This is a genomic window from Paenibacillus thalictri (genome assembly GCF_004307995.1).
GTDB classification, from domain to species: domain Bacteria; phylum Bacillota; class Bacilli; order Paenibacillales; family NBRC-103111; genus Paenibacillus_AF; species Paenibacillus_AF thalictri.
The window spans coordinates 262,212-285,359 of the sequence record NZ_SIRE01000002.1; the positions used below are offsets into that span (position 1 = coordinate 262,212).

Here is a 23,148-nt window from a genome sequence, read left to right on the forward strand (position 1 = left end):
CTTTCCCCTCCAAAAATTGTCCGTAACTTTTTCACGTTCAGGCAGCCGGATTATTATTAAGGTTGTCCAGATGCCAATATAACCATTCCATTATAACATAAAAGATTTCGTTTTCAAGCTAGTAGTCAACCTGACGGTACGTGGTCCCGTATTCTTAACGCAATTACATGCCCGCAGGTCCAATCAATCGCATATACTGCTTCATTACCCGGTAGGTCTGCTCCCAATAAAAAGCCATGTCGCTTGTTATCCCGTAAAGCTCGAGAATCTCCTCTTTGCTGCCGCTCGCCGTCATCGCCTCCTGCAGCGTTAGATGAAGCGCCGCAGCCCAAATATCCGCCATCTCGGGCTCATGTTTCAATAATTGCCGATAGATGGATGTCCCATACGCAAAAGCTAAAAACTCATGCCACGTTTCTTCGGCAAAATAAACCAAAGTGGGTTGAGTCACTTCGCTTATTTTCTGGATCCGCTGCACAATTTCGAGCGTTTGCGACGGAAATTCGTCAATATTCGCGGGTGTCTCGGCAATTTCGAGCACGACGGTTTCGTTCCATTTCTCCAGCTCGATCGGGCCGCTGACACCTCGCCTTTTCAACACCTGTAGCCCTTTAAATTGAATGGCCGGGTGCATCTCCTCCGTTGTCAGCCAGCGGATGATGACATCGTCAATCCGCGGATGATTCAGATAAACGAGCTGTTCCAGCGCCATGACCTGCTTATCCGGGGAATCCGACCGTTCCAGCGAAAGCAGCAGTTTTTCCGCGTACAAGCCGTCCGTCTCCGTTTTTTGCTGCACCGACAAATGTAGCAGATCCGACTCGCTAAGCTCCGGCTCATCTTGCTCTTCCTGATCGTATGCCCCTTCCGGATGCACCATTTCCAGCCAATTCAGCAAAGCGAGCCATTCCTGCGACGTCTCTGAACTGCCGCTTTGACATTGCAGCAAAAACCGGAGCACCCGCATCGCTTCGCGATATTTCTCGGCCTCCAGCAGCCGCGTAATTTCCACTTGGTAATATTCGATCGTTTTCGGAAACAAAATGATCTTGTCGTTCTGCGTTTCGCCCATGTTCCACCTCCTCCTCTTAAAGGCAGCAAAGCTTTGAAGCAAGTGTACCCGAATCTGCCATGGAAATCAAAGGGACCCCCGTATATTCTAGGAGGTCCCTGCTTTTGACACCCAAACTATTTGGTAATTTTCATAGCCGCTTGAATCAGCTTCGCTCTTGTTTGCGGATCACGATGAATATTCGCATACATCGTATCGATCACTTCTTTATTGTTGACATAATCCGATTGATCCTTAATCATTTCATGCGACCACTCAATCAGAGCGTTTTCCGCCGCGCTGAGTTCGTTCAGAGCCGTATGCAGACCGGTTTGCTCAAGCAGCTCTTCGACCTTCTCCTGCGTCGGCGTCCCAAGCAGCTTTACGGTAGCAAGCTTTTTCTCGAAATCCTTATTGCTTTTATCAAAGCGATCCTTGGCCAGTTTATAGTCGTTTTGTTGTTTGGAGAATAAGATAAATTTAGGCATGTTATCGACCACCTTATGACGAGTTTATATTTGCTCTGCCAGCCAAAGTAAATGCAGAGCCAGCGCTCCTGCGTAGACGAGGCAGGCCAGTTGGTAAAACGGCTTGACTACGCGTGACTGCGCCACTTTGGGGACAACCCAAAGCACCGCAACAGACAGCGATAGCTTGACCAGATAAAACCAGTGGATGCCGCTGTGATACAGCATATTCATCAGCGGGTTCAGTTCGGTGACCAGTTGCAGCCGCAAGCCCGCATCGGTTAGCACGGTATCCGCCGCATTCGCCGCAAACAGGAACACCATGGCGTAACGTAGATCGCGCATGAAGCCATTCCCTCTTTAAATTACCGTCTTAAAAGTTAGAATGGTATAATTCGCCGATTTCTATACACCGTAACCGTAGTTTATAGGGAAAACCAGGTTTTGTCTATCCCTTCCTTAAGCGGGACAGACATTTTATCATCTTTGCACGCATAACCTTAATCATCGTATCAAGGTTTTGCGGGTGCGTGCTGCTCTTACCCCTTCAAGAAAGGATGAAGATTATGTGCGGGATAACCGGATGGATTGATTGGCACAAAGATTTAACACGTTTTCCGTCCGTCTTGGAAAATATGACATGCACCTTAGCCCAGCGCGGACCCGATGCTTCCGGCACCTGGATAACGCAGCACTGCGCTTTGGGCCATCGGCGCCTGAGCGTGATGGATCCGGCGAACGGCGCGCAGCCGATGATCCGCAAGCAAGGAGACACCACATTTACTATTGTATACAACGGCGAAATATACAACGCACTGGAGCTGCGCAAGGAACTGGAGCTGCGCGGGCGCGTATTCACCACGACCTGCGACACCGAGGTGCTGCTCACGGCATATATGGAATGGGGCCGTGCCTGCGTCGAGCGGTTAAACGGCATCTTCGCATTTGGCATCTGGAACTCGGAGGAGCAATCGCTGTTCCTCGTCCGGGACCGCCTGGGAGTCAAGCCGCTTTTTTATACGTATTCGGAAGGCCGGCTTATTTTCGGGTCGGAGCCCAAATCGATCCTCGCCCATCCCGACGTTCAGCCGCAAATCAGCGGCGAGGGACTTGCCGAGATTTTCGCCGTAGGCCCTGCGAGAACGCCCGGACATGGCGTCTACCGCAACTTAAACGAGCTGAAGCCCGGCCACTGCGCTTTGATGGACCGCAACGGCTTTAACATCCGCGCTTATTGGAAGCTGGAAAGCAAGGAACATACGGACGACCTTGAAACGACCGCCCAAAAGGTTCGCGAGTTATTGATCGATACGGTAAGACGGCAGCTGATCTCCGACGTGCCGATCTGCACCCTCTTATCGGGCGGGCTGGATTCCAGCGCGCTGACCGCTATCGCCGCAAGTTATTATCAAGAAACCGGGCAAGGCCCGCTTCATACCCATTCCGTCGATTATGTCGACAACGACAAGCATTTTAAGGAAAACGCCTTTCAGCCCAACTCCGACGCTCCGTGGATCAAACGTATGACCGAGCATCTCGGCACGGTGCACCACTATAGCTTTTTTGATACTCCCGAGCTTGTCGATTCCTTGAAGCCTGCCACGCTTGCGCGGGATTTGCCCGGCATGGCCGACGTCGACGGATCGCTTTATTTGTTTTGCCGCGAAATTAAGAAGAAAGCGACTGTGGCGATCTCGGGCGAAGCGGCCGACGAAGTGTTCGGCGGTTATCCGTGGTTTCACCGGGAGGATGCGCTGAACGCAGGTACGTTCCCCTGGTCGCTTTTCCTAAAGGACCGGGTTAGTCTGCTGTCCCCGGAGCTTGCGGACTGGGTGAAGCCGGAGCAATATGTACAGGACCGGTACCAGCAAGCGCTGAACGAAGTCCCCCGACTGGCCGGCGAAAACGCGCAGCAAAACCGGATGCGGGAAATGTCCTACCTAAACATCACCCGTTTCATGCCAACGCTGCTGGACCGCAAGGACCGGATGAGCATGGCGGTTGGTCTGGAAGTGCGCGTCCCCTTCTGCGACCATCGTTTGGTCGAATATGTATGGAACATCCCGTGGGAGATGAAGACGGCGGGCGACAGGGAGAAGGGCATTTTGCGGCGCGCCTTAAAAGGCTTGCTGCCGGAAGACGTCTTGACCCGCAAAAAAAGCCCATATCCGAAAACCCACAATCCCGAATATACGGCAGCGGTAAAAAAGCAAGTGCTGGACATCTTGGACGATTCGTCGTCGCCGCTCCTGCAGTTCATCAAAGTCGATAAAATCCGCGAGCTCGCAAGCGAAGATAACAATCAGTTCAACTTGCCGTGGTTCGGCCAGTTGATGACAGGCCCGCAAATGTTCGCTTATTTGTACCAAGTCGATACATGGCTGCGGACTTACAAGGTTGCCATTCGCTAATCGGATAAAAGAAACCGGCCCGAATTCCGCGGAAGCTGCCAAGCTGCGGAATCCGGGCTTTGCTATGGTTGGTTTTATGCATGCGAACGTCATGTCTGCTCCAGTGCTAACGGACTGGTGCGCGAACGCCATGCTCTAATGCTGATGGACAGGTGCGCGAACGCCATGCTCCAGTGCTAACGGACTGGTGCGCGAACGCCATGCTCCAACTCTAACGGACAGGTGCGCGAACGCCACGCTCCAACTCTAACGGACTGGTGCGCGAACGCCATGCTCCAGTGCTAACGGACTGGTGCGCGAACGCCATGCTCCAACTCTAACGGACTGGTGCGCCTTTATTTGGCCAAAAATTCGAGGTTTTCCTTTTTAAAGGACAGGTGCGCCTTTATTTGCCCAAAAATGTCGGGGAAACCGCGATGGCAAGACGAATAAGAGCGATGGCGTCCGTTACATGGAGCAAACCTCAGATTTTGTGTAGATTGCAGCGCTGGTGTCCGTTAGAGAGGAGCTTCTCCAAAATCGACTTCTTAACCTGACAACATCGGGAGCGCACCTGGGCACCTCCGCACCAAACCGCTCCAATTCCTGCCGCACAAGCCGCCCTAAGTCGGTCCGTTTGATTAAGGAAGCTGCGTCCACAGCGACCGGATCGCTTTGCCCCGGTGGCTGTATTCGTTTTTTTCATCGACGCTCAGTTCGGCCATGGTTTTGCCAAGCTCCGGAATATAAAACAAAGGATCGTAACCAAAGCCGCCAGCCCCCTGCGGAGCCGGAAGGATTTCACCCGGACACGCCTCCTCTGCGGAAGCGACGGTATGGCCATGCTCGTCGACGAGCACCAACGCGCATACGAAGCGGGCTGCACTCAGTGCACCCGATGCGAAGGCGTCCTCCCCTTCCAGAGCGGGCAGTGCCGCCAGCTCGTCCAGCAGCTTGCGGTTATTGTCCGAATCGCTTGCACCCGGCCCTGCATATCTGGCGGAATATACGCCCGGATCGCCGCCCAGCCGGTCTACGCATAAGCCGGAGTCGTCTGCTAAGACGGGTAGCTTCAATACCTTTGCAATCACGGTGGCTTTAATCAGCGCATTGGCCGCAAAGGTATCGCCATCTTCCACAATGTCCGGCATGTCGTTAAAATCGGCCAAACTTTTCACCGCATAACCCTTTTGTTGAAAAAGCGCGGCAAATTCCTTCACTTTGCCTTGGTTTCTTGTAGCAATCACCAGCTCTTTATTTGTCAGCATGAGCCAAGTTCCCGATGAGGCCGGCAATAGGGCCCAACGCCTCTCGTTGAACTTCAATCAGGCCAAGAATGCCTTCTTCCGCAAGGCGAAGCAGTTCGTCCAGCTCCTGGCGGGAGAACGGAGAATCTTCCCCGGTGCCCTGCACTTCCACAAATTTGCCGTTCCCGGTCATCACCACATTCATATCGACTTTGGCCTGCGAGTCCTCTTCATAATTGAGATCGAGGCAAGGAGTGCCTTGAACGACGCCAACGCTGATCGCGCCAAGAAAGTCGGTGATCGGAAATTTGGCCAGCTTCCGTTCTCTCGCAACTTTGTCCAGAGCCATCGCCATAGCAACAAACGCGCCGGTAATCGATGTCGTTCTTGTTCCCCCGTCAGCCTGAATGACATCGCAGTCCAGCGTAATCGAACGTTCGCCCAGCACCTCCAGATCCACAACGGAGCGCAGCGCTCTGCCGATCAAACGCTGAATTTCCATCGTTCTTCCTCCCAGCTTGCCTTTGGCCGCTTCCCGCTGGTTGCGCACTTGCGTCGCCCGGGGAAGCATGGAATATTCTGCAGTCACCCAGCCCTTGCCTTGTCCCTTCATAAAAGGAGGCACTCTGTCTTCAACCGTAGCGGTGCAAATCACTTTGGTATCGCCCACCTCGATCAGCACAGAGCCCTCCGCGTGCTTGTTGTAATGGGTCGTAATCTTAATTGGCCGCGGCTCATTTGTTTGTCTGCCGTCGCTTCTTTTCATGCCGTTCCTCCTAAAAGCTTTACGAAGTAAAGCTGGCTTCGTAAGCATTTGCTGAGCTTTACGAAGTAAAGCTGGCTTCGTAAGCTTCTGCTTGGTTAAGTTTTATTCTGCAAATTTGCGGAATTTGCAGTTTTTCCGTGATGACTTCACGGATATAAGCGCTGCTTATATTGTATACGAAAAAAACAGCGGGAGCAAAAAGCTCCCGCCGCTCGTTACATTTTGATCTGATTCAAATTGCTGGGACGGCTCACCGGCTTAGCGTAGCTCTGATTGTCGGTCGTGCTCACCTTCATATCCCCATTGACCATAACCTGCACTTTCGTCTGCAACCCGGCGTTTTCCGTCAGCGACAGCACCACAGCCTTCAGCCCTTCCGCAGGAGCTTTCTTGTCGGGGCCAAGCAGCTTATCGGAGAAGTTCACGGTAATCAGGTCGTCAGCCTGCTTTAATTGAAGCACCTCCGCCCCGGAGGCAAATACGGCGGCAAGACCTTTCTTGGCGTCTGGGCCGGCTATCAGCTGGTCGACGACCGCTTGAGCGATATTGTCCGTCCGTTTGACAAGCCGGGTAACGGGAACGTAATACTGGTAGTTGTTTTTGCCCTGGCTGAGGAAGTACAGTGTGACCGGAGTCGATTGCCCGTACTCCACGCTTTCCGGTTTCTCTATGTTAATGCCCATAGTGCGGCCGAGCGGCTCGTCAAGCGGCGTACCGTTCACCGGCATTTCTTTCAGCGCCTTGCCTTCCACCCATAGCTGAACCTTCTCTACGGAAGGAAACCCGGTCATCGTCCAGGTGATCGCTTCTAATATTTTCCGTTCATCCTGCAGATTGTAGTCGGTGAACCGTTTGGAAAAATCGACGATCGCCAGCTTTTTATCCTTCATGATATTAATCGCCTTGATTTCCGTTCCTTGCGGGATCAATTCGGTGAAGCCTGCCGGGAGCGACTTGCCGCCCGGTCCTCCGTCGACCATGTACTCCAGCGCTTTCTTGGCGACGGATTCCGTCTTGGGCAAATCAATGGTCACCGGTGCGACAAACCCCTTGTCGTCTTTGGCGTAAATCGTCACCTGCATCATGCTGAAGGGACTTGTACTGGCAGGGACAGCTTGTACGCCGGCAGCGGTGTCCGCACCGGTCGGCGGAGGATCGATCGACGGCTTCCCGCTTTTACTGCCCGGCCAAGAACATCCTGACGCCACCAGCACAACCATTCCCGTTACCGCAGCCCATCGCACCCATTTGAATGGTTTTCTCATGTTTGTTCCTCCTCGTAACATTTTTGGCCAGCCGAAGCTGGCTTCGTAAGCCGTCTGCTCAAGTGAATGCGCCGGCCAAAACGGACCCTGTCAGCATCTTCCTTGTTTGGTGGAACCCAAGCCGGCTTCGCAAGATGTGCTTATTGTTTTACTTCATGTATACGAGCCCCCCGGGGAAATATGACTACAATTTGTCCATGAAACACATTGTGTTGTACCGTTGAAATCATTTATAATAAGAACGTTAGGCACCGTGTTGTAAATTAAGAAGCAAATAGGAAGCTGTAATCACAAACTCTTTCATCATACATTCGGCATAAGACATTTCATTAGCGTATGAAGTACCGAAATAAGTGTCAGCGAGCTGGTAGCGAAACTACTCTATTTCGAGTAGTTTTTTTTCTGGCCGTACTTGAGGTGTGGTGGGGTGTGTGGATGTGAGTTTTCAATCGAATCTACAGCGTATGCTAATCGATCACACGACGGATTTGCTGCTTTTAGTGGATGAAGAAGGGCGGATTCTGTTTGCCTCGCCTTCCTCTGAAGCCTTTATCGGGGAAAGTCCGGCGTCGCTGGAAAATAAGCCGTACAATTACGGGGTATTTGAAGGAGACGTTTTGCTGTTGCGCAAGAGCTGGGAGAGTGCCTGCGAAGGAAACCGGCCGATTACGCTCCAATACCGCTACAATCAGCAGGACGGCGGCATACTGTGGGTGGAAAGCGTGATTAATCCGGTGCGCTTGAACGGAGATGCTTTCTATTCGGTGATGACGATTCGCAATATTTCCGAGCAAAGGCGGATCGAAGGCGAGCTGGCGCGTATGGCTTATTACGATCCCCTGACCGGTTTGCCCAACCGCCGCTTGTTTCAGGATCGTTACCATCAAGCGCTGCTTTCGGCCAAACGGTATGAGCGTAGAATCGCGCTGCTGTACCTCGATCTGGACGACTTCAAAAGCATCAACGATACGTACGGCCACAATATCGGCGATCAACTGCTGAAAATTACCGCATCGCGGCTTATTAACAGTTTGCGGGATCCCGATACGGTGTGCAGGCTCGGCGGAGACGAATTCATCGTGCTGCTGCAGCAATTTGAAGCTAACTCGGACATTGAGAAAATAGCCCGCCGCATGATCGATTCGCTGAGCCAGCTCATTTATATTCAATCGTATGAGATCACGATTGGCTGCAGCATTGGGGCGGCTATCTACCCGGACGACAGCCAAAATGGCGAAACGCTGATGCAAATGGCCGACTCGGCGATGTACATGTCCAAGAAATGCGGCAAAAACTGTTTTCAGTTGTACCATTAGGCCACCCTACGTCTTTTCAACTATGGAACAACGGAACGGCTAAAAAACGGCTCTGTTCGCATCGCTGCGGCAGAGCCGTTTATCGTTTTTATCCGCTATAGCTGCTTTAATGTACGTTACTGGGAATGCTGCTGGATCGCCTCGGGCACATCGTTCAGCGAATGCAGCGTCAGATGAGCCCCTTGAGGTTCGGCGGTAATATCGGTGACATTATACTCCCATTCATGCTCGGCGGGAATGTAAATCACGTTAATGCCGTTCTCCAATCCGGGAATAATATCGGTTCTAATCGAGTTGCCGACCATCCAGGTGCGCCTTTTCTCAAACGGGTATTGTTTTAAAATATGATCCAGCGCATGCGTATCTTTAAACGTCGATATAAATACACGGTTATCGAAATAAGCAGCCAGCTCCAGCTGGCTGATTTTTTTGTTCTGAATCCGCGGGTCCCCGCCCGTATGCAGAAACAACTCGTGCCCTTCGTCCTTTAACGTGTCAAGCGTTTCATACATGTAAGGAAACGGCTCCACCTCGGCATCGTATACGCTCTCCCCCAGCTCTTGAAGCATCTTCATTTTGCCAGGATCCGGCCCCTCGCCCATCTTGCCGCTGAAGAATACATACGTATCGATAAACGATTGCGGGAAATGCTCGGAAGTTATGCCGTGCTGCTTTACGCTCGCCAAGTCGATTTCTAGCTGCTTCTCCAAAATTTGTTGTTTATCCGCCACATCCGCCGGAAACCAGCTGCTCGCGAGATCGCCGAATTTCTTGATCACTTCATCAAAATATTTATTGCAATGCGCGAGCGTATCGTCAAGGTTAAAAATAATAAATTGCTTATTCATCGTTATTCTCCAGATCGGGTAGAGTAAATCGCCGGTAATAGGCTTTTATCCTAGCGTTTGCTCTACCATGGAGAATTATTCCGCAGCCGTGTTTTTACGCCTTCAAGTAACGGATAACGCCCGTCTGATCGGCGGTCTGTTCAATTACGCCTTGCTTGTTTAAGTAAATGAGATGAGCGAGCGTTTCCGAAAGGGCGAACCGCAACTGATGGAACGACAGCTTGTCTCCAAATGTGCCGCGGCATACTTCATATGCCGTTTTCGGAACATCCAGCATGGCCGCCATCTGCTCCAGCCGCTGATGATGATGGCGGATAATGTCCGCAGTGCGCTCGGAAAACCGCTCAAACGGCTCGCGATGGCCGGGATACGCTTTTCTTACGGCATAACGGCCGATTTCCTCCAAACTGCGAAGGAACGAGTCAAGCGGGTTCTCGTCGATTCCGCCGGGCAAATAGCTGACGTTGGGGGTAATTTGCGGAAGCACATGATCGCCGCAAAACATGATCTGCTCCGACTCGTCGTAGAAGACCAGATGCCCCATCGCATGCCCCGGCGTATGAATGGCGGCATAACTCCGGTCGCCGAGACGCACCTGCTCGCCCGGTTTCATGAAGGTGACCCGCGGAGCGGGAGATACCGATGGAATAAAGCCGTCCATATGCTCGCGCATCGGCTGCAGCTTCTCCGAATCCAAGCCGTGCCGTTCGAATAACCCAAGCAGCTCGCTTGTCATCGGTTGACCGGCTCCCCAGAGCCGAAGCGTTTGATCGTATCCTGCGGACGATAAATAGACCGGCGCACCCGAGCGCTCTTGAAAATATCCGGCAAGCCCGTAATGATCAGGGTGATGATGGGTCAGCACAACCTGCTCGATATCCTCGAAATGGGCTCCAAGCGACTGCAGGACGGTATCCCAAAGCGATTCGGCTTCCGCCGTACGAAGCCCCGGATCGATCACGGTCCATCCGCCGCTTCCGCGAATGGCGTAGCTGTTTACCCATCTGAGAGGAAACGGAAGAGGCACTTTGATTTGCGTTATTTCCGGCGTATGCTGAATGACGAATGACTGAACCATGGCGGCTTTATCCCTTCTTGTATCCTACGTAAATAGACCTTGGAGACGATGCAGGATGATATGCGGAGGCATCGTATCCCCCGTACAGCTGACCGATGGTCAGGTTCGTCTCGGCCATGAAATGCCGGAACTGCTCCGGCCGGTACAACTTCACCTGCTCTTCGTAATACCGTTCCGTCTGCCCGGGCTCCGAGATGGTGATCCGCTTGCGGACATAATCCTCTTCTATGCGGCGCGACTCGCGAATCGTTAATCTTCCTTCATTGCGCTGCGATTCGGGCACCAGAGCAGCGGCTACGACGTCCGGATTCAAAAAGTCGATAATAAATTTGCCTCCCGGCTTCAGAAGCCGGTCCATCTCCCGAAACACTTTGGCATTTTCTTCATCTTCGTTGAAATAACCAAATGACGTAAATAAATTTACAACGGCGTCAAACGATTCTTCGATCGGGACATTCCTCATATCGCCTTTCACCCAGCGTACACGCGAAGTTTCATCTTTTCGGCGGGCTTCGTGCAGCAGCACGTCGGACAAATCGACCCCGGTCACATTGTAACCGCACTCATCCAGCGCAAGCGAATGGCGGCCCATTCCGCAGCACAAGTCAAGCACTTTGGCACCTTGCGGCAGCTGCAGCCAATCGATCATCCGCTTCACCTCGCGGTATGCCCCTTCATAATCACGATGCTTGTAAACGATCAGGTAATCGTTTCCGAAACTTTTTGTAAACCAGTCTGACACGAACTTCATCTCCTAGCCATGCTGTCGTTTTAAATATGTATCACTATATCCGTTCTTGCTATTGTACCATAATTTGCAGAGCGGGGGCATGCCGCGCGGAAGGGATGCGAATTTATTCATCTGGTTTACAAGCCGCTACAAGTGGTATAATGGAGCAAATTCACGGTAGTGAGGGCTGTTCATGAATCGTCTGCAAGACCGCATCGCCACCCGCAAAAATAAAGAAGTGTACGATCTTATTCGCAAGCAGGGCATCGTTTCCAAAATTGATTTGCTGGAGCAAAGCAAGATGACCGGCAGCACGCTGACCCGGACATTGGAAGAGCTGACTTCGCAAAATCTAATCGTAGAGGCGGGGCTCGGCGAATCTACAGGCGGGCGCCGTCCGATCCTGTACCAGACCAATCCGGCTTATGCGTATGTGCTCGGATTGGAAATATCGCGAATTACGTCGAAGCTTGTATTGTGCGATTTGCATATGAACAAGCTGGAATCCAAAAAGTGGCAGATGACCGAGACGATGACGCCCGAGCAGCTGTTTGGCGAGATCACGTTAGCGATCCGCAGCATGATGGTGCGCCGAGGCATCTCCGAGAAGGACATGCTCGGATTGGGAATCGGGGCTGTCGGTCCGCTCGACCGGGTGCAAGGAACGATTCTCGAGCCGCTTTATTTCCCTGCGCAAGGCTGGAATCAAGTAGAGGTAACGAAATATTTCGAACAACGGTTCGATTTTCCGATTTTGCTGGACAACGGCGCTAACGCCGCTATTTTGGGGGAATATTGGGCAGAACATCATCTCGAAACCAAACATCTGTTGTATATTCACGCCGCCGTCGGCCTGCGTTCATCTATGATGACAGGGGGAAAACTCGTGTATGGGGCCGTCGATATGGAGGGGTCCATCGGCCAAATGGTGATTCAATCCGACGGCAAACGGCTCTCCAGCACCAGCAACTATGGGAGTCTGGAAGCTTACGCCTCCATTCAGGCGATAGAATTGGAAGCCCAAGCGAAGCTGAAGCAAGGTAGGCGAAGCTCCCTGCTTGATTTGGAGCCCCATGCGGAAAAAATCAGATTCGGCCATATTGTCCAAGCGCTTGCGGACAACGACCCATTGACGGTTGAAATCATGACCCAGGCCGCGACGTACTTTGGAATCGGACTGTCCAACCTGCTGAACATTCTGCACCCGGAAAAAGTCATATTAGGCGGCACGCTCATCAGCAGCCATCCTTTGTTTTTCCAGGTTTCCACCGAGGTTGCTCTGCGCAACACTTATTATTATCCGACCTATCAAGTGGAATTCAGCCAAGGCATTCTTGGCGAAGAAGCATTGGTAACCGGCGCTGCGGTCATGGTGCTGAATCAGTTGACCGAATAACCGTCAGTTAATACGAACTGGAAGAAAGCGAGGAATTCATATGGATCAATCGGCTAAACCATCCTGCTGCTCGGCGAGCCGTTCAGCGGCAGGTGTAACGGATAACGCCCCCGCAGAAATCATCATACCGGCTGCAGCCGGAAAAAAATCGACCGAGGGTATGATTTATATCCCCGGCGGACAGTTTCTAATGGGTACAGACGATCAGGAAGGTTTCCCTCAAGACGGCGAAGGGCCCGTTCGTCCCGTTACAATCGACTCGTTTTATATCGACCCGTGCACGGTGACCAACGAAGAGTTCAAACGATTTATCGATGCAACCGGATACAAAACGGATGCGCAGAAATTCGGCTGGTCGTTTGTGTTTCACTTGTTTGTTTCGCCGGAAACCGCCGAGCAGGTCAAGTTCAAAGTACAACAAACGCCGTGGTGGTGGAATGTGGAAGGAGCCGACTGGAACCATCCTGAAGGACCGGATTCACATATTGAGGACCGGATGGATCATCCCGTTACCCATGTCTCGTGGAACGACGCCATGGCTTATTGCCAGTGGGCGGGCAAACGGCTTCCGACCGAAGCGGAGTGGGAATATGCCGCTAGAGGCGGATTGGAGCAAAAGCGTTATCCGTGGGGGGATATTCTGAAACCTGACGGCAAACATATGTGCAATATTTGGCAAGGCAAGTTTCCTGACAAAAACAACCAAAGCGACGGTTATGCGGGAACGGCGCCCGTCCGCTCGTTTGAGCCCAACGGCTACGGTCTGTACAACGTGTCCGGCAATGTGTGGGAGTGGTGCTCCGACTGGTTCAGCCGGGACTATCATTTGCGTTCGACCGCCATCAACCCGAAAGGCCCGTCCGCCGGTCAATCCCGCTCGATGCGCGGCGGCTCTTATTTATGCCATAAATCGTATTGCAACCGTTACCGCGTAGCTGCCCGGACTGCAAATACACCGGACAGTTCGACGGGCAATATGGGCTTTCGCTGTGTGGCGGACGCCGAATAAGGCGCATCATTCCGGAGATAAATGATACGCAAGCCTTTAGTTTAGGTTCACTAAATATTTTAAGTTATTTTCAGCTTTCTTTAATGTTTCCAGACATCGCCTGCCTTATAATGAAGCTACTTCACAATTCAGACACAAGTTGACCCGTCTCTTTTAGAACGTTGTGATGCGGACAGCTAGCCGGTTCGTGCAGCTTCGCTCATCAGCTCGCGCTCACGTCGCCAATTGTGGCTGGTGAAAAACTCGAAGGAGGCAAACGTCTATGACACATGTCAAGGAAGTATGTAAAGGATTGCTGTACGCATTTTTATCGCTTGGCGCCCTTCCGATTTTATTGATTCAAATGCTCATCGATCAAGCTTGAGTATTTTCTACAGTATTCTCCGCGGCGGCGATACCGCTTGTGCCGCGGATATGTGGCAGAAAAAAAAGAGGTACGGTTGCGTACCTCTTATTTCCACATGTTTTTCACAAATTGCAAGCTCTCCGCCATTTCTCGCTCCGGCTCCTCTATTTTGCACTCTGCCGAAATCATCCCGTTGTAGCCGATCTCTTTTAACAGGGAGGAAAACGTTTCATAGTCGTATTGCCCGGAACCCGGATTACGTCTTCCCGTATCGGCCAAATGAATATGCGCAAGCCAGTCCTTATGCTCCCGCAGCTCGGTCAACGGTTCCTTCTCTTCGTCCATATGGTAAAAGTCGGCAAGCACACGGACAACGGGGTCGTTGATCTGCTTGGCGTAATACACGCCTTCGGCCACGCTATTAATAATGTTCGATTCTTTGCGGTTCAGCGGTTCGATCGCCAAGGTAACGCCGGTATCTTTGAACTCCTGGGCGCACCATGACAGCACCTGCAGCAGCTGCTGTTCGGCCCGTTCCCGCTCCCAGCCTTCCGGCACACTCCTCGCTCCCCCGCTGCCAAGCACCATAATGCTCGCTTTGGCCTGAACAAGCGTTTCCGCGGCTGCGGCAATATAGCGGCGTATGCGCTGCGGATCGGCCTCCGGACCGACGATTTTTAAATTCCCGGGAAAAAAGATATTAAACGCTTTTACCGGAATCGGAGATTCCAATATCGGTTCCATCAGCCGTTTATGTTCCTCCGGCTGCTCCAATTGCAGAGGAGCGAGCGCCAGCTCGATAAAATCAAATCCCAGCGTATTCAAAAGCCCCGCGTCTTTAATGCCTGTACACCAGCCGAACTGCACCATGCGCATCCCCACCTTCGGTTTGTGATATAACGCCCTCATTTTACCAGTAAAGCGCTTACGATAGCATGTCACCACCAACTTAAGAACATGTCAAAAACGCTCCTATCCTCGTGAATATTCCGGGTATCGCCAATAGCGGGGCACCCGCCTTTTCCTGTACAATAAAAGCGTTAAACAATTAAAGCAAAGATGCGGAGCGTCCGACATGAAAAGCAATTGGAACGACATTGTGGTTCATATTTTTTGGGTGCTGAACAAATTGACGTTTAAAGGCTGGGAGGATATCCGGCAAAACAAATCGCGCCATTCGTTTTATTGGATTCATGAAGGGGAGGGCGTTTTCCGGACCGGCGAGACGTTCCATGTGCGCAAGGGGAACCTCGTTTATCTCGCCCCTGGCTTGGAACTCAGCATGAAATCAAGCGATAACGATCCGCTGGTGATGACGATGATTTATTTCGATTGCGCCGATTACCGTTACGGCGATGCCGGATGGGGACTGCAGCCGCTTGACTCGCTGGAGCTACCGCTGCTGCAGCAGATGGACCGCGACCGGGCGATTCGGATGGACCTGCTGTTCGAGGCGCTGCACCGCGACTGGATTCCTTCCCGCAGCGGCGGCGAACTGTTGTCCAAAGGCCACCTGCTCGCTATACTGGAATGCGCCCATCAAGCGGCCCCTTTCGAAGACGAGCAGGACTCGACATTTCGCTCCTATTTAAAGGTAAAACAGGAATTGGAGGAGCAGTTTCATCAACGCCTGCATATAGAAGATTTGGCCCGCAAACATTCCGTATCCTGCTCTTATCTGCGAAAAATGTTTATCCGGCACTTGCACATGAGTCCTAAAGCGTATTTGGACCAAATCCGCAACGACCACGCGATTCGTTATTTATCGTATTCGGATATTCCGGTAAAAAAAATCGCCGAAGCTTGCGGTTTTAACGATGAGTTCCAATTCAGCAAAGCTTTCAAAAAAATGAACGGCAGCGCTCCGTCCGCTTATCGCGCTGCCCGTCAACAGCCGAAAACGCTCCAGCCGGAGCCCTGATGAAGCGCAGCTTATATAATCCGTTCCCCAAGCAGTGACGCGATCAACTCTACGGCCGCTTTGGCCGTACGGTTCACTACATCAAGCGTTGGGTTCACTTCGACAAATTCCGCGCTTGTCAGAATCCCCGCGTCGGACAATATTTCCATCGCCAGCAAACTTTCTCTCAGGCTGACGCCGCCGGGAACCGGGGTGCCGACACCCGGCGCTTCGCTGGGATCCAGCCCGTCTAGATCCAGGCTTAGATGAACGCGATCCGTTCCGCGGGAAACGATGGCAATCGCTTGTTCCATCGCCTCGGCGATCCCGATACGGTCGATGTCATGCATCGTATAAACCGTAACGCCCTGCTCCTTCAGGAAGATGCGTTCTCCGGGGTCCAGCGACCGCACGCCGATCAATACGGCATCGCCGCGCCTGATTTTGGGAGCGTGACCGCCGAGCTGCGTTAGCGCAGGATGTCCGAAGCCCAGCGAAGCCGCAAGCGACATGCCGTGAATATTGCCGGAAGGCGAAGTTTCCGCCGTATTCACATCGCCGTGCGCATCGTACCAGATCACGCCCGTCCGGCGGGCAGCGCTGCTGACACCGGCAAGCGTACCGATAGCGATGCTGTGGTCGCCGCCGATAACAAGCGGAAATCTGCCTTTGGCGGCTTCACCGGCAACCATGGAACACAGCCGCGTATTCACCCTGACGATTTCGCTCAAGTACTTCAAATTGGCTTCGCTTCCGCCGCTTTTTAAATGGGTCCGGCGTACAGCGATATCTCCCAGATCGCGGACTTGATACCCCAGCGATCGGAGACGTTCCTCAAGTCCGGCGCAGCGGATTGCGCTTGGCCCCATATCGACACCCCGCCGGTCCGCCCCGAGATCCATCGGCACCCCAAGAATCGAAATATTCGCGTTCATATCAGGATTCATAATCGCTCTCCCCTCATCGCCTCAGCAGATTTTTCAGCACAAACCACAAATTAGCCGGCCGTTCAGCAATCCTGCGCGTGAAATACGGATACCAGCGGCTGCCAAACGGCGTATATACCCGCACCCGGAAGCCTTCCTGAACAAGCTGCTTCTGCAGCTGGGAAGCGATGCCGTACAGCATTTGAAATTCAAATTGATCCTCCGCGATGCTGCGTTCCGTAATATAGGTTTTGAGCCGCCCGATGATCGCCTGATCGTGAGTGGCGATAGCTGCATAACAACCGCCGGCCAAATGATGCTTCACCAATTTGATGTAGTTGGCGTCCACATCTTTCTTATCCTTGTAGGCCACGTCGGGCGGTTCTTGATAAGCCCCCTTAACGACTCTTACGTTGGCTCCAAAACGCCCAAGTTCTCTCATATCCGCCATGGAACGCTTCAGACAGGATTGAATGACGATGCCGACATGCCGGGAGCCAAAACGGTTAAGCAGAGATTTATAAATCGCCAGCGTCTGTGAAGTGGCCGTTGAATCTTCCATATCGATTCTGACAAAATTGCCTTTATTTCTGGCGCAAGAAGCGATGCGGTCCATATTGGCCGCACAGAAGGTTTGATCGATGCGCAAGCCAAGTTGGGTCAGTTTGACCGACACATTAGCGTTCAACCCGTGATCGCGGATCGCGTCGTACGTTTGTAGAATCATATCCACCGCCTCCAAAGCGGCCTCGCGGTCGGTCACGCTTTCTCCCAGATAGTCCAGCGTCACCTCCAGCCCCTGCGCATTAAGCGACTTGACGGCAGCAACCGTCTTCTCCAGCGATTCGGCCGCCACAAATCGCTGCACGCCAATTTGCATGCCGTATTTGTCAAAAAAACGCTGCATCGCCGCATTGTCCGCTACAGCAAATATCGTTTTTTTCAACAGAACGTCCCATTTCATTCTGCTCCCTCCTTCTGCGGTTAGGACGGTATTGGAAACATTTTTAACGAAGCCCATCGAGGAGGAGCCGCCCCCGTTCAACGGGGTGGCCACTGAAAAAGTGAACGCTGCATGAGCGAATCATGCTTCCGATCGCCAATTTTCCCCGAATTTCTTGAATGGTACCTGCTTGCGGCAAGTGAAATTCGGGGACAAAAGCGAACGTTGGTGCTTCTACAGCATGATTTCGCTCACTTAAGCTACTTTTTCAGTGGCTCTTCAACGGAAGGGCCCGGAATTTTTACGGCTGACCGCCGTCTTCCTGATGAAGCACACGGGTAAGCACAGCTAACGCCCAATCGATCTCATTCCTCGTAATGACAAGAGGCGGAGCCAGCCGAATCACGACATCATGAGTGTCCTTGCACAGCAGTCCTTCCTGCATAAGCCGCTCGCAATACGGCCGTGCCGGCACGTCAAGCTCGATCCCGATAAACAACCCTCTGCCCCGCAGGTCGCGGATATGCGGGTTGCGAATATGCGACAGTTGTTCAAGCAAATAAGCTCCCAGCTCCTTGGAGCGCTGCGCCAGCTTCTCCTCTTCCAGCACTTCCAGCGAAGCGACTGCAACGGCACAAGCAAGCGGATTGCCGCCGAAGGTGGATCCGTGCGAACCCGGCTCGAATACGTCCATAATCGCGCTGTCTGCGGCGATCGCCGAGATCGGCAGCACTCCGCCGCCAAGCGCTTTGCCGATAATGTACACATCCGGCACAACCGCTTCGGCATCGCAAGCAAATCGGTAACCCGTACGGCCAAGGCCGGTTTGAATCTCGTCGGCAACAAGCAGCACTTGATTTTCTTTACATATTTGCGCCGCTTCTTTCAGAAAACCGGCCGGCGGCACTACGATGCCCGCTTCACCTTGAACGGGCTCCATTAGAAAAGCTGCGGTATGCGGAGTAATGGCCTGTTTTAATGCTTCCGCATCCCCGTAAGGAATCACCTTGAAGCCGGGGGTAAAAGGGCCAAACGCGCGGCGGTACTCCGGTACCGTGGAAAATGAAGTAACGGTCAAGGTTCTGCCGTGGAAGTTGTTCTGGCACACGATCATTTCGGCTTGCCCGTCCGGCACTCGCTTCACATCGTACGCCCACCGCCTGGCCGCTTTCACCGCCGTTTCCACAGCTTCCGCTCCGGTGTTCATCGGCAATATTTTTTGCTTCCCGGTTAATTGGGCCAATTTCTCGGTAAATTTAATCAGCTCTTCATTATGAAACGCCCTGGAAGTTAAGGTCACCTTATTCAATTGCCGTTTTACAGCATCAATTATTTTAGGGTGCTTATGTCCGTGACTGACAGCGGAATAAGCACTCAGCATATCCATATAACGTTGGCCGTTCTGATCCTCCACCCATACGCCTTCCGCTTGTTCAATCACTAATGGAAGAGGTTTGTAATTGCCCGCTCCGTACCGCTCCATCTTCTCGATCAGTTCCCGCGTTCGGTCCATTTGTCGTCCTCCCTTTTCCCTATAAGTGAGAGTTCAAAAAGTCGGCTTTTCAGCACCGAGGCTGGTCGTTCGCCTGACGGCGAACTGCTCGCCCATGCAACCAGGAAGGTTGCGAGAACCTGTAGAAGGAGGAGCGGAATGTAGGCAAAACCTACATGAGCACCGGACTTCGCAGGTGAACGCAAGATTCGACGCCGATCCGCTTCCTGTCTTGCTTCGTGATCAAAAGACGGCTTTTTGAACTACCTCTATTAGGCTTGGCCTGACTGTATAGGTTCTCCCCACATCGTATGCAGCAGCCTATGGCGGGGTGCGCCTATAGAAGGGGATAAACTTTAAATCGTTTCGCGGCTTTCTGCGCTTTCCCTAACTTATTCAAAAGAAAAACCGCCAGGGAAAATCACGAGGCCACTGAAAAAGCAGCTTAAGTGAGCGAAATCATGCTGGAGAAGCGCCAGCGTTCGCTTTTGTTCCCGAATTTCACCTGCCGCAAGCAGGTACATTCAAGAAATTCGGGAACAATTGGCGATCGTAAGCATGATTTGCTCATGCAGCGTTCACTTTTTCAGTGGCCTCGAAAATCACCCTGACGGTTTGGTGCGATGAGTTACACTTGCGCGTGGGATGGGGATGGGTACGGGACCCCAACCGCCAATTAACATCGTGTCCCTATGAACAGATAAGAGCGGGCGGGACACGATGTTAAAAGCGGCCGCTATCGCTTTTCCGCCCCGTACCCATCCCTTTGTTCAGCTATTTGCCAGTCCGCCAATTGACTCGCCCTCTCTGCCATCCGGTATTCATAATCAGGAATATCCTTGGAGAGGGATGGGTGTCGCTCTTTCATCTAAAAGGTGCTCTCTCCATCGCGCAAGGAGACTTTTCTCTTTACCAAAGCAGCCCATTTCTTTGCTGCTGGCGCAAATCCCCGAAAGATATACATTTTATCTAAAAAAAAGGCCGCGATATACGCGACCTTCAAGATGAAACCGGCTGTTGCCTAATTCTGTTTGTGCAATACTTCCACAGCCTGCCCGAAGCGCCGACTGGAGTTAATGTGGCTTTGCCTCAACTTGATCTTACTGCCGCTTGGCTAAACGGATCACGTTCCAGCTCAGCTTGCCGAGACGAGCCGTGAGTTTGCCGTCCTCCAGCTCGGCATTGCCGTCGCTGCTTGGCTTGACGTTGTCAGGGGCAAGTTCGGTGTTCACCGCCTTCAAGTCGTCATGCGCAAGCACAATGTGCTCCACGAGGCGGTAGCCTTCGAATTGGCGGAGATCGCCTTCCAGCAGCAGCGCCTCCTGCATATCCCGGTTGACGGCAAAAATCGTCAGTTCTTCCCGCTCTTCGCTGTAAACGGCCACTGAATCCAGGAGCGGCACATCGGTAAAGTCCTTGCTGTCATATTTCGGCGATTTGACCAGCGTCTGCAGCGCAGTGCCTCTGCCGAATACCGAAGCGTGCATATACGGATAAAAAATCGTCTGCTTCCAAGCACCGCCGCCCTTGGAGGTCATAATCGGCGCGATCACGTTAATAAGCTGGGCCATGCAAGCAATTTTCACCCGGTCGGCGTTTTTCATCAGTGTAATCAGCATCAGCCCGACAAGCAGCGCGTCTTCGAAGTTGTACACGTCCTCCAGCTGCGGCGGGGCGACGGTCCAAGGCGCAAGCTTCTGATCGTTCTGCCGGGAGTGGTACCACACGTTCCACTCGTCAAAGGACAACATCAGCTTCTTTTTGCTGCGTTTCTTCGCTTGGATATAGTCGCAGATGGCGGCCACGGATTTGATAAAATGGTCCATTTCCAGCGATTTGGCCAAATAGTTTGTTGTGTCGTCTTCGGCGTTGCCGAAATAAGTATGCAGCGAAATATAGTCCACATGATCGTACGTATGATCGAGAACGGTAGCTTCCCACTCCGCAAATGTGCGCATTCTGCTGCTGGAGCTGCCGCAAGCGACCAGTTCGATCGACGGATCGACCCATTTCATCGCCTTCGCCGCTTCACATGCCGCTCTGCCGTATTCCTCCGCCGTTTTGTGGCCGATTTGCCACGGACCGTCCATTTCGTTGCCGAGACACCATGTTTTAATGCCATGCGGATCTTTGTAGCCGTGGGAAATCCGTAAATCGCTCCAATATGACCCCGACGGATGATTGCAATATTCGACCATATTCCGCGCCGCATCAACGCCGCGTGTGCCCAAATTGACGGCCATATTGACTTCGGCGCCTACTTTTTTGGCCCAAGTGACAAATTCGTTGGTGCCGATTTCGTTGGTTTCAATCGTTCTCCAGGCGAGCTCCAGCCTTCTTGGTCTTTGCTCTATAGGCCCGATGCCGTCCTCCCAATTGTAGCCGGATACGAAGTTGCCTCCGGGATAACGGATAATCGGCACGTTCAGCTGCTTAACCAGCTCGATGACGTCGCTTCTGTAGCCGTGCTCGTCGGCAGACGGGTGATCCGGTTCGTAAACGCCTTCATAAACGCAGCGGCCCAGGTGTTCGACAAAATTCCCATAAATGCGCGAATCAATCTCAGAAATAATATATTCCTTGTCAACAATGAGCTTAGCTTGTTTGGTCACCGATAATTAGCCTCTTTTCCCTAATTTTATCGTTCATTCATTTACCGTGTGCGCACACGAAATCGATTAAAAAAACGCCCGGCGAGGTCACCCGCTTAAGATAAACGGACACCGCAAAAACAGGCAATCTGAACGGTTTCATTACTCACCGCTCAGATCGAACTTCCGGCAATGATCCGGTAAGGAAGCAGCGGGATATGCTCGGAGCCGCCCGTTTCAATCTGCCCTACGATATCGCGCACGGCCCGCTCGCCGAACTGTTCAACGGCATATTCCACCGTTGTCAGCCGGGGCGCCACATATTTCAGCACGTCGATATTGTCAAAGCCGATTACGCCGACGTCTTCGGGAATCCGCAGTCCCCTTTCCTTCAGATGGTTCATCACCTCTAAAGCGTAAATATCGCAGGAACAGACAACCGCGGTCTTGGGAGCGCTGCGAAAATCGATACCGCTTAGCGCTTCAACGTAAGCTGGGGTATCGATTACTATCGGCTGCTCCGTAATCCCGTTGTCCCGCAAGCCTTGCAAACAGCCGGCAAACCGCTCCTCTTGGGTGAAAATGTTCGTCCTTCCCTTATACGCCAGCGGCGGGCAGACATAAATAAAACGCTCATACCCTTTGCGGCAAACGTAATCCATCGCATCCTTCATCGCCTGACGGTCGTCAATGCCCACATATCTCCAGTGGTCGGACACTTTGTTGCAGATCGTCACAATCGGAATGTTCAGCATGCGCAAGTACTGATCGAATTCGGGTCCTTCGTTAATCGGAAACAAGATGATGCCGTCCACCTTGCGGTGAATCAAATGTTCGATGCACTTCTTTTCGTTGTCCGGATCTTTATTGGTCAGCATCAGATGCACGTAATATCCCGCTTCGCGCGACGACATCTCTATCGCATTCATCAGTTGGGAGAACGACCTGTTGTACAAATCGAACAGCACCACCCCAATCGTCATCGTCCTGCCCCGGGCTAAACTCCTTGCCACCGGATCGGGTCTGTAGTTACGTTCGGACGCAACGGCCAAAATTTTCTTCTTCGTCTTCTCGCTGATACCGGGCCGATGGTTTAACGCCCGATCGACAGTTCCCTGCGACACGCCGCAAAGCTCTGCAATCTCTTTAATCGTAATGCCCATAATTCCTCCTGCTGCAATTGCCGAAAAATCGTTATCGTGTGCGCACACGAAAGTGCTCAAGGAAATATTACCACCCGCCTTGTCGTGCGGTCAACCGTTTTCATTGGAAAGTGTAAAAATGAATTATTTGGCGCTTGAGCTGATTTGGAGCTAGGCTGGGAATGAGCGGGCGCGGGACCCACACGCTCATTCCTGGCTTCAGCTTCGGGCTCATTTTTTTCTGG

21 protein-coding genes are annotated in these 23,148 nt (G+C 52.4%); 6 read left to right on the forward strand and 15 right to left on the reverse strand.

From position 1 onward, the window contains the following. Positions 1–163 precede the first annotated feature (163 nt). From EYB31_RS01405 to EYB31_RS01415, 3 genes are all read right to left on the reverse strand, one after another. Positions 164–1,072, reverse strand: a complete 909-nt coding sequence (locus EYB31_RS01405) for a hypothetical protein (protein WP_131011469.1) — start codon at positions 1,070–1,072, stop codon at positions 164–166. 116 nt (positions 1,073–1,188) lie between these two features. Continuing rightward, positions 1,189–1,539: a hypothetical protein gene (locus EYB31_RS01410; RefSeq protein ID WP_131011470.1), complete on the reverse strand. Its 351-nt coding sequence runs from the start codon at positions 1,537–1,539 to the stop codon at positions 1,189–1,191. Between the two features lie 24 nt (positions 1,540–1,563). Further along, positions 1,564–1,863, reverse strand: coding sequence for a DUF5658 family protein (locus tag EYB31_RS01415; RefSeq protein WP_131011471.1), 300 nt, complete (start codon positions 1,861–1,863; stop codon positions 1,564–1,566). Between the two features lie 221 nt (positions 1,864–2,084). On the opposite strand from EYB31_RS01415, the gene asnB reads away from it, so the two are divergent. After that, positions 2,085–3,929 carry an asparagine synthase (glutamine-hydrolyzing) gene (gene asnB / locus EYB31_RS01420; protein WP_131011472.1) on the forward strand — a complete coding sequence of 615 codons (1,845 nt, stop codon included), beginning with the start codon at positions 2,085–2,087 and terminating at the stop codon, positions 3,927–3,929. A gap of 620 nt (positions 3,930–4,549) precedes the next feature. Here the strand turns inward: asnB and EYB31_RS01425 are convergent. The 3 genes from EYB31_RS01425 to EYB31_RS01435 form a co-directional block, all read right to left on the reverse strand. Continuing rightward, a complete protein-coding gene (locus tag EYB31_RS01425) occupies positions 4,550–5,176 on the reverse strand; it encodes an XTP/dITP diphosphatase (RefSeq protein WP_131011473.1) in 627 nt (208 codons plus the stop codon). Continuing rightward, on the reverse strand, positions 5,163–5,921 hold the full coding sequence (gene rph / locus EYB31_RS01430; RefSeq protein ID WP_131011474.1) for a ribonuclease PH: 759 nt from the start codon (positions 5,919–5,921) through the stop codon (positions 5,163–5,165). Before rph ends, EYB31_RS01425 begins: the two co-directional genes overlap by 14 nt. 215 nt (positions 5,922–6,136) lie before the next feature. Continuing rightward, a complete protein-coding gene (locus EYB31_RS01435; protein ID WP_131011475.1) occupies positions 6,137–7,186 on the reverse strand; it encodes a GerMN domain-containing protein in 1,050 nt (349 codons plus the stop codon). Positions 7,187–7,623: 437 nt separating this feature from the next. Between EYB31_RS01435 and EYB31_RS01440 the strand changes: the two genes are divergently transcribed. Further along, a complete protein-coding gene (locus EYB31_RS01440; RefSeq protein ID WP_165452142.1) occupies positions 7,624–8,502 on the forward strand; it encodes a sensor domain-containing diguanylate cyclase in 879 nt (292 codons plus the stop codon). 116 nt (positions 8,503–8,618) lie between these two features. Here the strand turns inward: EYB31_RS01440 and EYB31_RS01445 are convergent, their stop codons facing one another. The 3 genes from EYB31_RS01445 to EYB31_RS01455 form a co-directional block, all read right to left on the reverse strand. Continuing rightward, positions 8,619–9,350, reverse strand: coding sequence for an HAD family hydrolase (locus EYB31_RS01445; RefSeq protein ID WP_131011477.1), 732 nt, complete (start codon positions 9,348–9,350; stop codon positions 8,619–8,621). 94 nt (positions 9,351–9,444) lie between these two features. Continuing rightward, positions 9,445–10,428: an MBL fold metallo-hydrolase gene (locus EYB31_RS01450; protein ID WP_131011478.1), complete on the reverse strand. Its 984-nt coding sequence runs from the start codon at positions 10,426–10,428 to the stop codon at positions 9,445–9,447. Positions 10,429–10,435: 7 nt separating this feature from the next. Beyond that, on the reverse strand, positions 10,436–11,170 hold the full coding sequence (locus tag EYB31_RS01455; protein ID WP_170318199.1) for a class I SAM-dependent methyltransferase: 735 nt from the start codon (positions 11,168–11,170) through the stop codon (positions 10,436–10,438). Between the two features lie 181 nt (positions 11,171–11,351). Here EYB31_RS01455 and EYB31_RS01460 point away from each other — a divergent pair, with 181 nt between their 5' ends. Next, complete coding sequence (locus tag EYB31_RS01460) at positions 11,352–12,554, forward strand: ROK family protein (protein WP_131011480.1); 1,203 nt, start codon at positions 11,352–11,354, stop codon at positions 12,552–12,554. Positions 12,555–12,594: 40 nt separating this feature from the next. Next, the gene (locus EYB31_RS01465; protein WP_131011481.1) at positions 12,595–13,563 is read left to right on the forward strand and encodes a formylglycine-generating enzyme family protein; all 969 of its coding nucleotides are present in this window, start codon (positions 12,595–12,597) and stop codon (positions 13,561–13,563) included. 451 nt (positions 13,564–14,014) lie between these two features. Here the strand turns inward: EYB31_RS01465 and EYB31_RS01470 are convergent, their stop codons facing one another. Continuing rightward, on the reverse strand, positions 14,015–14,785 hold the full coding sequence (locus tag EYB31_RS01470; RefSeq protein ID WP_240762009.1) for a sugar phosphate isomerase/epimerase family protein: 771 nt from the start codon (positions 14,783–14,785) through the stop codon (positions 14,015–14,017). Positions 14,786–14,984: 199 nt separating this feature from the next. Between EYB31_RS01470 and EYB31_RS01475 the strand changes: the two genes are divergently transcribed. After that, positions 14,985–15,830 carry an AraC family transcriptional regulator gene (locus EYB31_RS01475; protein WP_131011483.1) on the forward strand — a complete coding sequence of 282 codons (846 nt, stop codon included), beginning with the start codon at positions 14,985–14,987 and terminating at the stop codon, positions 15,828–15,830. Positions 15,831–15,841: 11 nt separating this feature from the next. On the opposite strand, the gene rocF is transcribed toward EYB31_RS01475, so the two are convergent. From rocF to EYB31_RS01490, 3 genes are all read right to left on the reverse strand, one after another. After that, the gene (gene rocF / locus EYB31_RS01480) at positions 15,842–16,744 is read right to left on the reverse strand and encodes an arginase (RefSeq protein ID WP_131011660.1); all 903 of its coding nucleotides are present in this window, start codon (positions 16,742–16,744) and stop codon (positions 15,842–15,844) included. Between the two features lie 25 nt (positions 16,745–16,769). After that, on the reverse strand, positions 16,770–17,699 hold the full coding sequence (locus tag EYB31_RS01485) for a proline dehydrogenase family protein (RefSeq protein ID WP_131011484.1): 930 nt from the start codon (positions 17,697–17,699) through the stop codon (positions 16,770–16,772). 280 nt (positions 17,700–17,979) lie between these two features. Further along, the gene (locus EYB31_RS01490) at positions 17,980–19,191 is read right to left on the reverse strand and encodes an ornithine--oxo-acid transaminase (protein ID WP_131011485.1); all 1,212 of its coding nucleotides are present in this window, start codon (positions 19,189–19,191) and stop codon (positions 17,980–17,982) included. A 428-nt stretch (positions 19,192–19,619) separates the two neighbouring features. Here EYB31_RS01490 and EYB31_RS40030 point away from each other — a divergent pair, with 428 nt between their 5' ends. Further along, positions 19,620–19,781 carry a hypothetical protein gene (locus EYB31_RS40030; protein ID WP_165452144.1) on the forward strand — a complete coding sequence of 54 codons (162 nt, stop codon included), beginning with the start codon at positions 19,620–19,622 and terminating at the stop codon, positions 19,779–19,781. Positions 19,782–20,270: 489 nt separating this feature from the next. Here EYB31_RS40030 and arfA read toward each other — a convergent pair whose 3' ends face one another. Both arfA and EYB31_RS01500 read right to left on the reverse strand, forming a co-directional pair. Further along, positions 20,271–21,782 (reverse strand): arabinosylfuranosidase ArfA, encoded by a 1,512-nt coding sequence (gene arfA, locus EYB31_RS01495; RefSeq protein WP_131011486.1) that lies wholly within the window; start codon positions 21,780–21,782, stop codon positions 20,271–20,273. Positions 21,783–21,934: 152 nt separating this feature from the next. Then, entirely contained in the window at positions 21,935–22,984 is a 1,050-nt protein-coding gene (locus EYB31_RS01500) for a LacI family DNA-binding transcriptional regulator (protein ID WP_131011487.1), read from the reverse strand. Between the last annotated feature and the right edge of the window lie 164 nt (positions 22,985–23,148).

Coding starts and splice junctions, on each gene's coding strand:
- EYB31_RS01475 (WP_131011483.1), top strand. CDS start 14,985: ATGAAAAGCAATTGGAACGACATTGTGGTTCATATTTTTTGGGTGCTG.
- asnB (WP_131011472.1), top strand. CDS start 2,085: ATGTGCGGGATAACCGGATGGATTGATTGGCACAAAGATTTAACACGT.
- EYB31_RS01490 (WP_131011485.1), bottom strand. CDS start 19,191: ATGGACCGAACGCGGGAACTGATCGAGAAGATGGAGCGGTACGGAGCG.
- EYB31_RS01465 (WP_131011481.1), top strand. CDS start 12,595: ATGGATCAATCGGCTAAACCATCCTGCTGCTCGGCGAGCCGTTCAGCG.
- EYB31_RS01470 (WP_240762009.1), bottom strand. CDS start 14,785: ATGCGCATGGTGCAGTTCGGCTGGTGTACAGGCATTAAAGACGCGGGG.
- rph (WP_131011474.1), bottom strand. CDS start 5,921: ATGAAAAGAAGCGACGGCAGACAAACAAATGAGCCGCGGCCAATTAAG.
- EYB31_RS01445 (WP_131011477.1), bottom strand. CDS start 9,350: ATGAATAAGCAATTTATTATTTTTAACCTTGACGATACGCTCGCGCAT.
- EYB31_RS01410 (WP_131011470.1), bottom strand. CDS start 1,539: ATGCCTAAATTTATCTTATTCTCCAAACAACAAAACGACTATAAACTG.
- EYB31_RS01425 (WP_131011473.1), bottom strand. CDS start 5,176: ATGCTGACAAATAAAGAGCTGGTGATTGCTACAAGAAACCAAGGCAAA.
- EYB31_RS01450 (WP_131011478.1), bottom strand. CDS start 10,428: ATGGTTCAGTCATTCGTCATTCAGCATACGCCGGAAATAACGCAAATC.
- EYB31_RS01415 (WP_131011471.1), bottom strand. CDS start 1,863: ATGCGCGATCTACGTTACGCCATGGTGTTCCTGTTTGCGGCGAATGCG.
- EYB31_RS01435 (WP_131011475.1), bottom strand. CDS start 7,186: ATGAGAAAACCATTCAAATGGGTGCGATGGGCTGCGGTAACGGGAATG.
- rocF (WP_131011660.1), bottom strand. CDS start 16,744: ATGAACGCGAATATTTCGATTCTTGGGGTGCCGATGGATCTCGGGGCG.
- EYB31_RS01485 (WP_131011484.1), bottom strand. CDS start 17,699: ATGAAATGGGACGTTCTGTTGAAAAAAACGATATTTGCTGTAGCGGAC.
- EYB31_RS01405 (WP_131011469.1), bottom strand. CDS start 1,072: ATGGGCGAAACGCAGAACGACAAGATCATTTTGTTTCCGAAAACGATC.
- EYB31_RS01460 (WP_131011480.1), top strand. CDS start 11,352: ATGAATCGTCTGCAAGACCGCATCGCCACCCGCAAAAATAAAGAAGTG.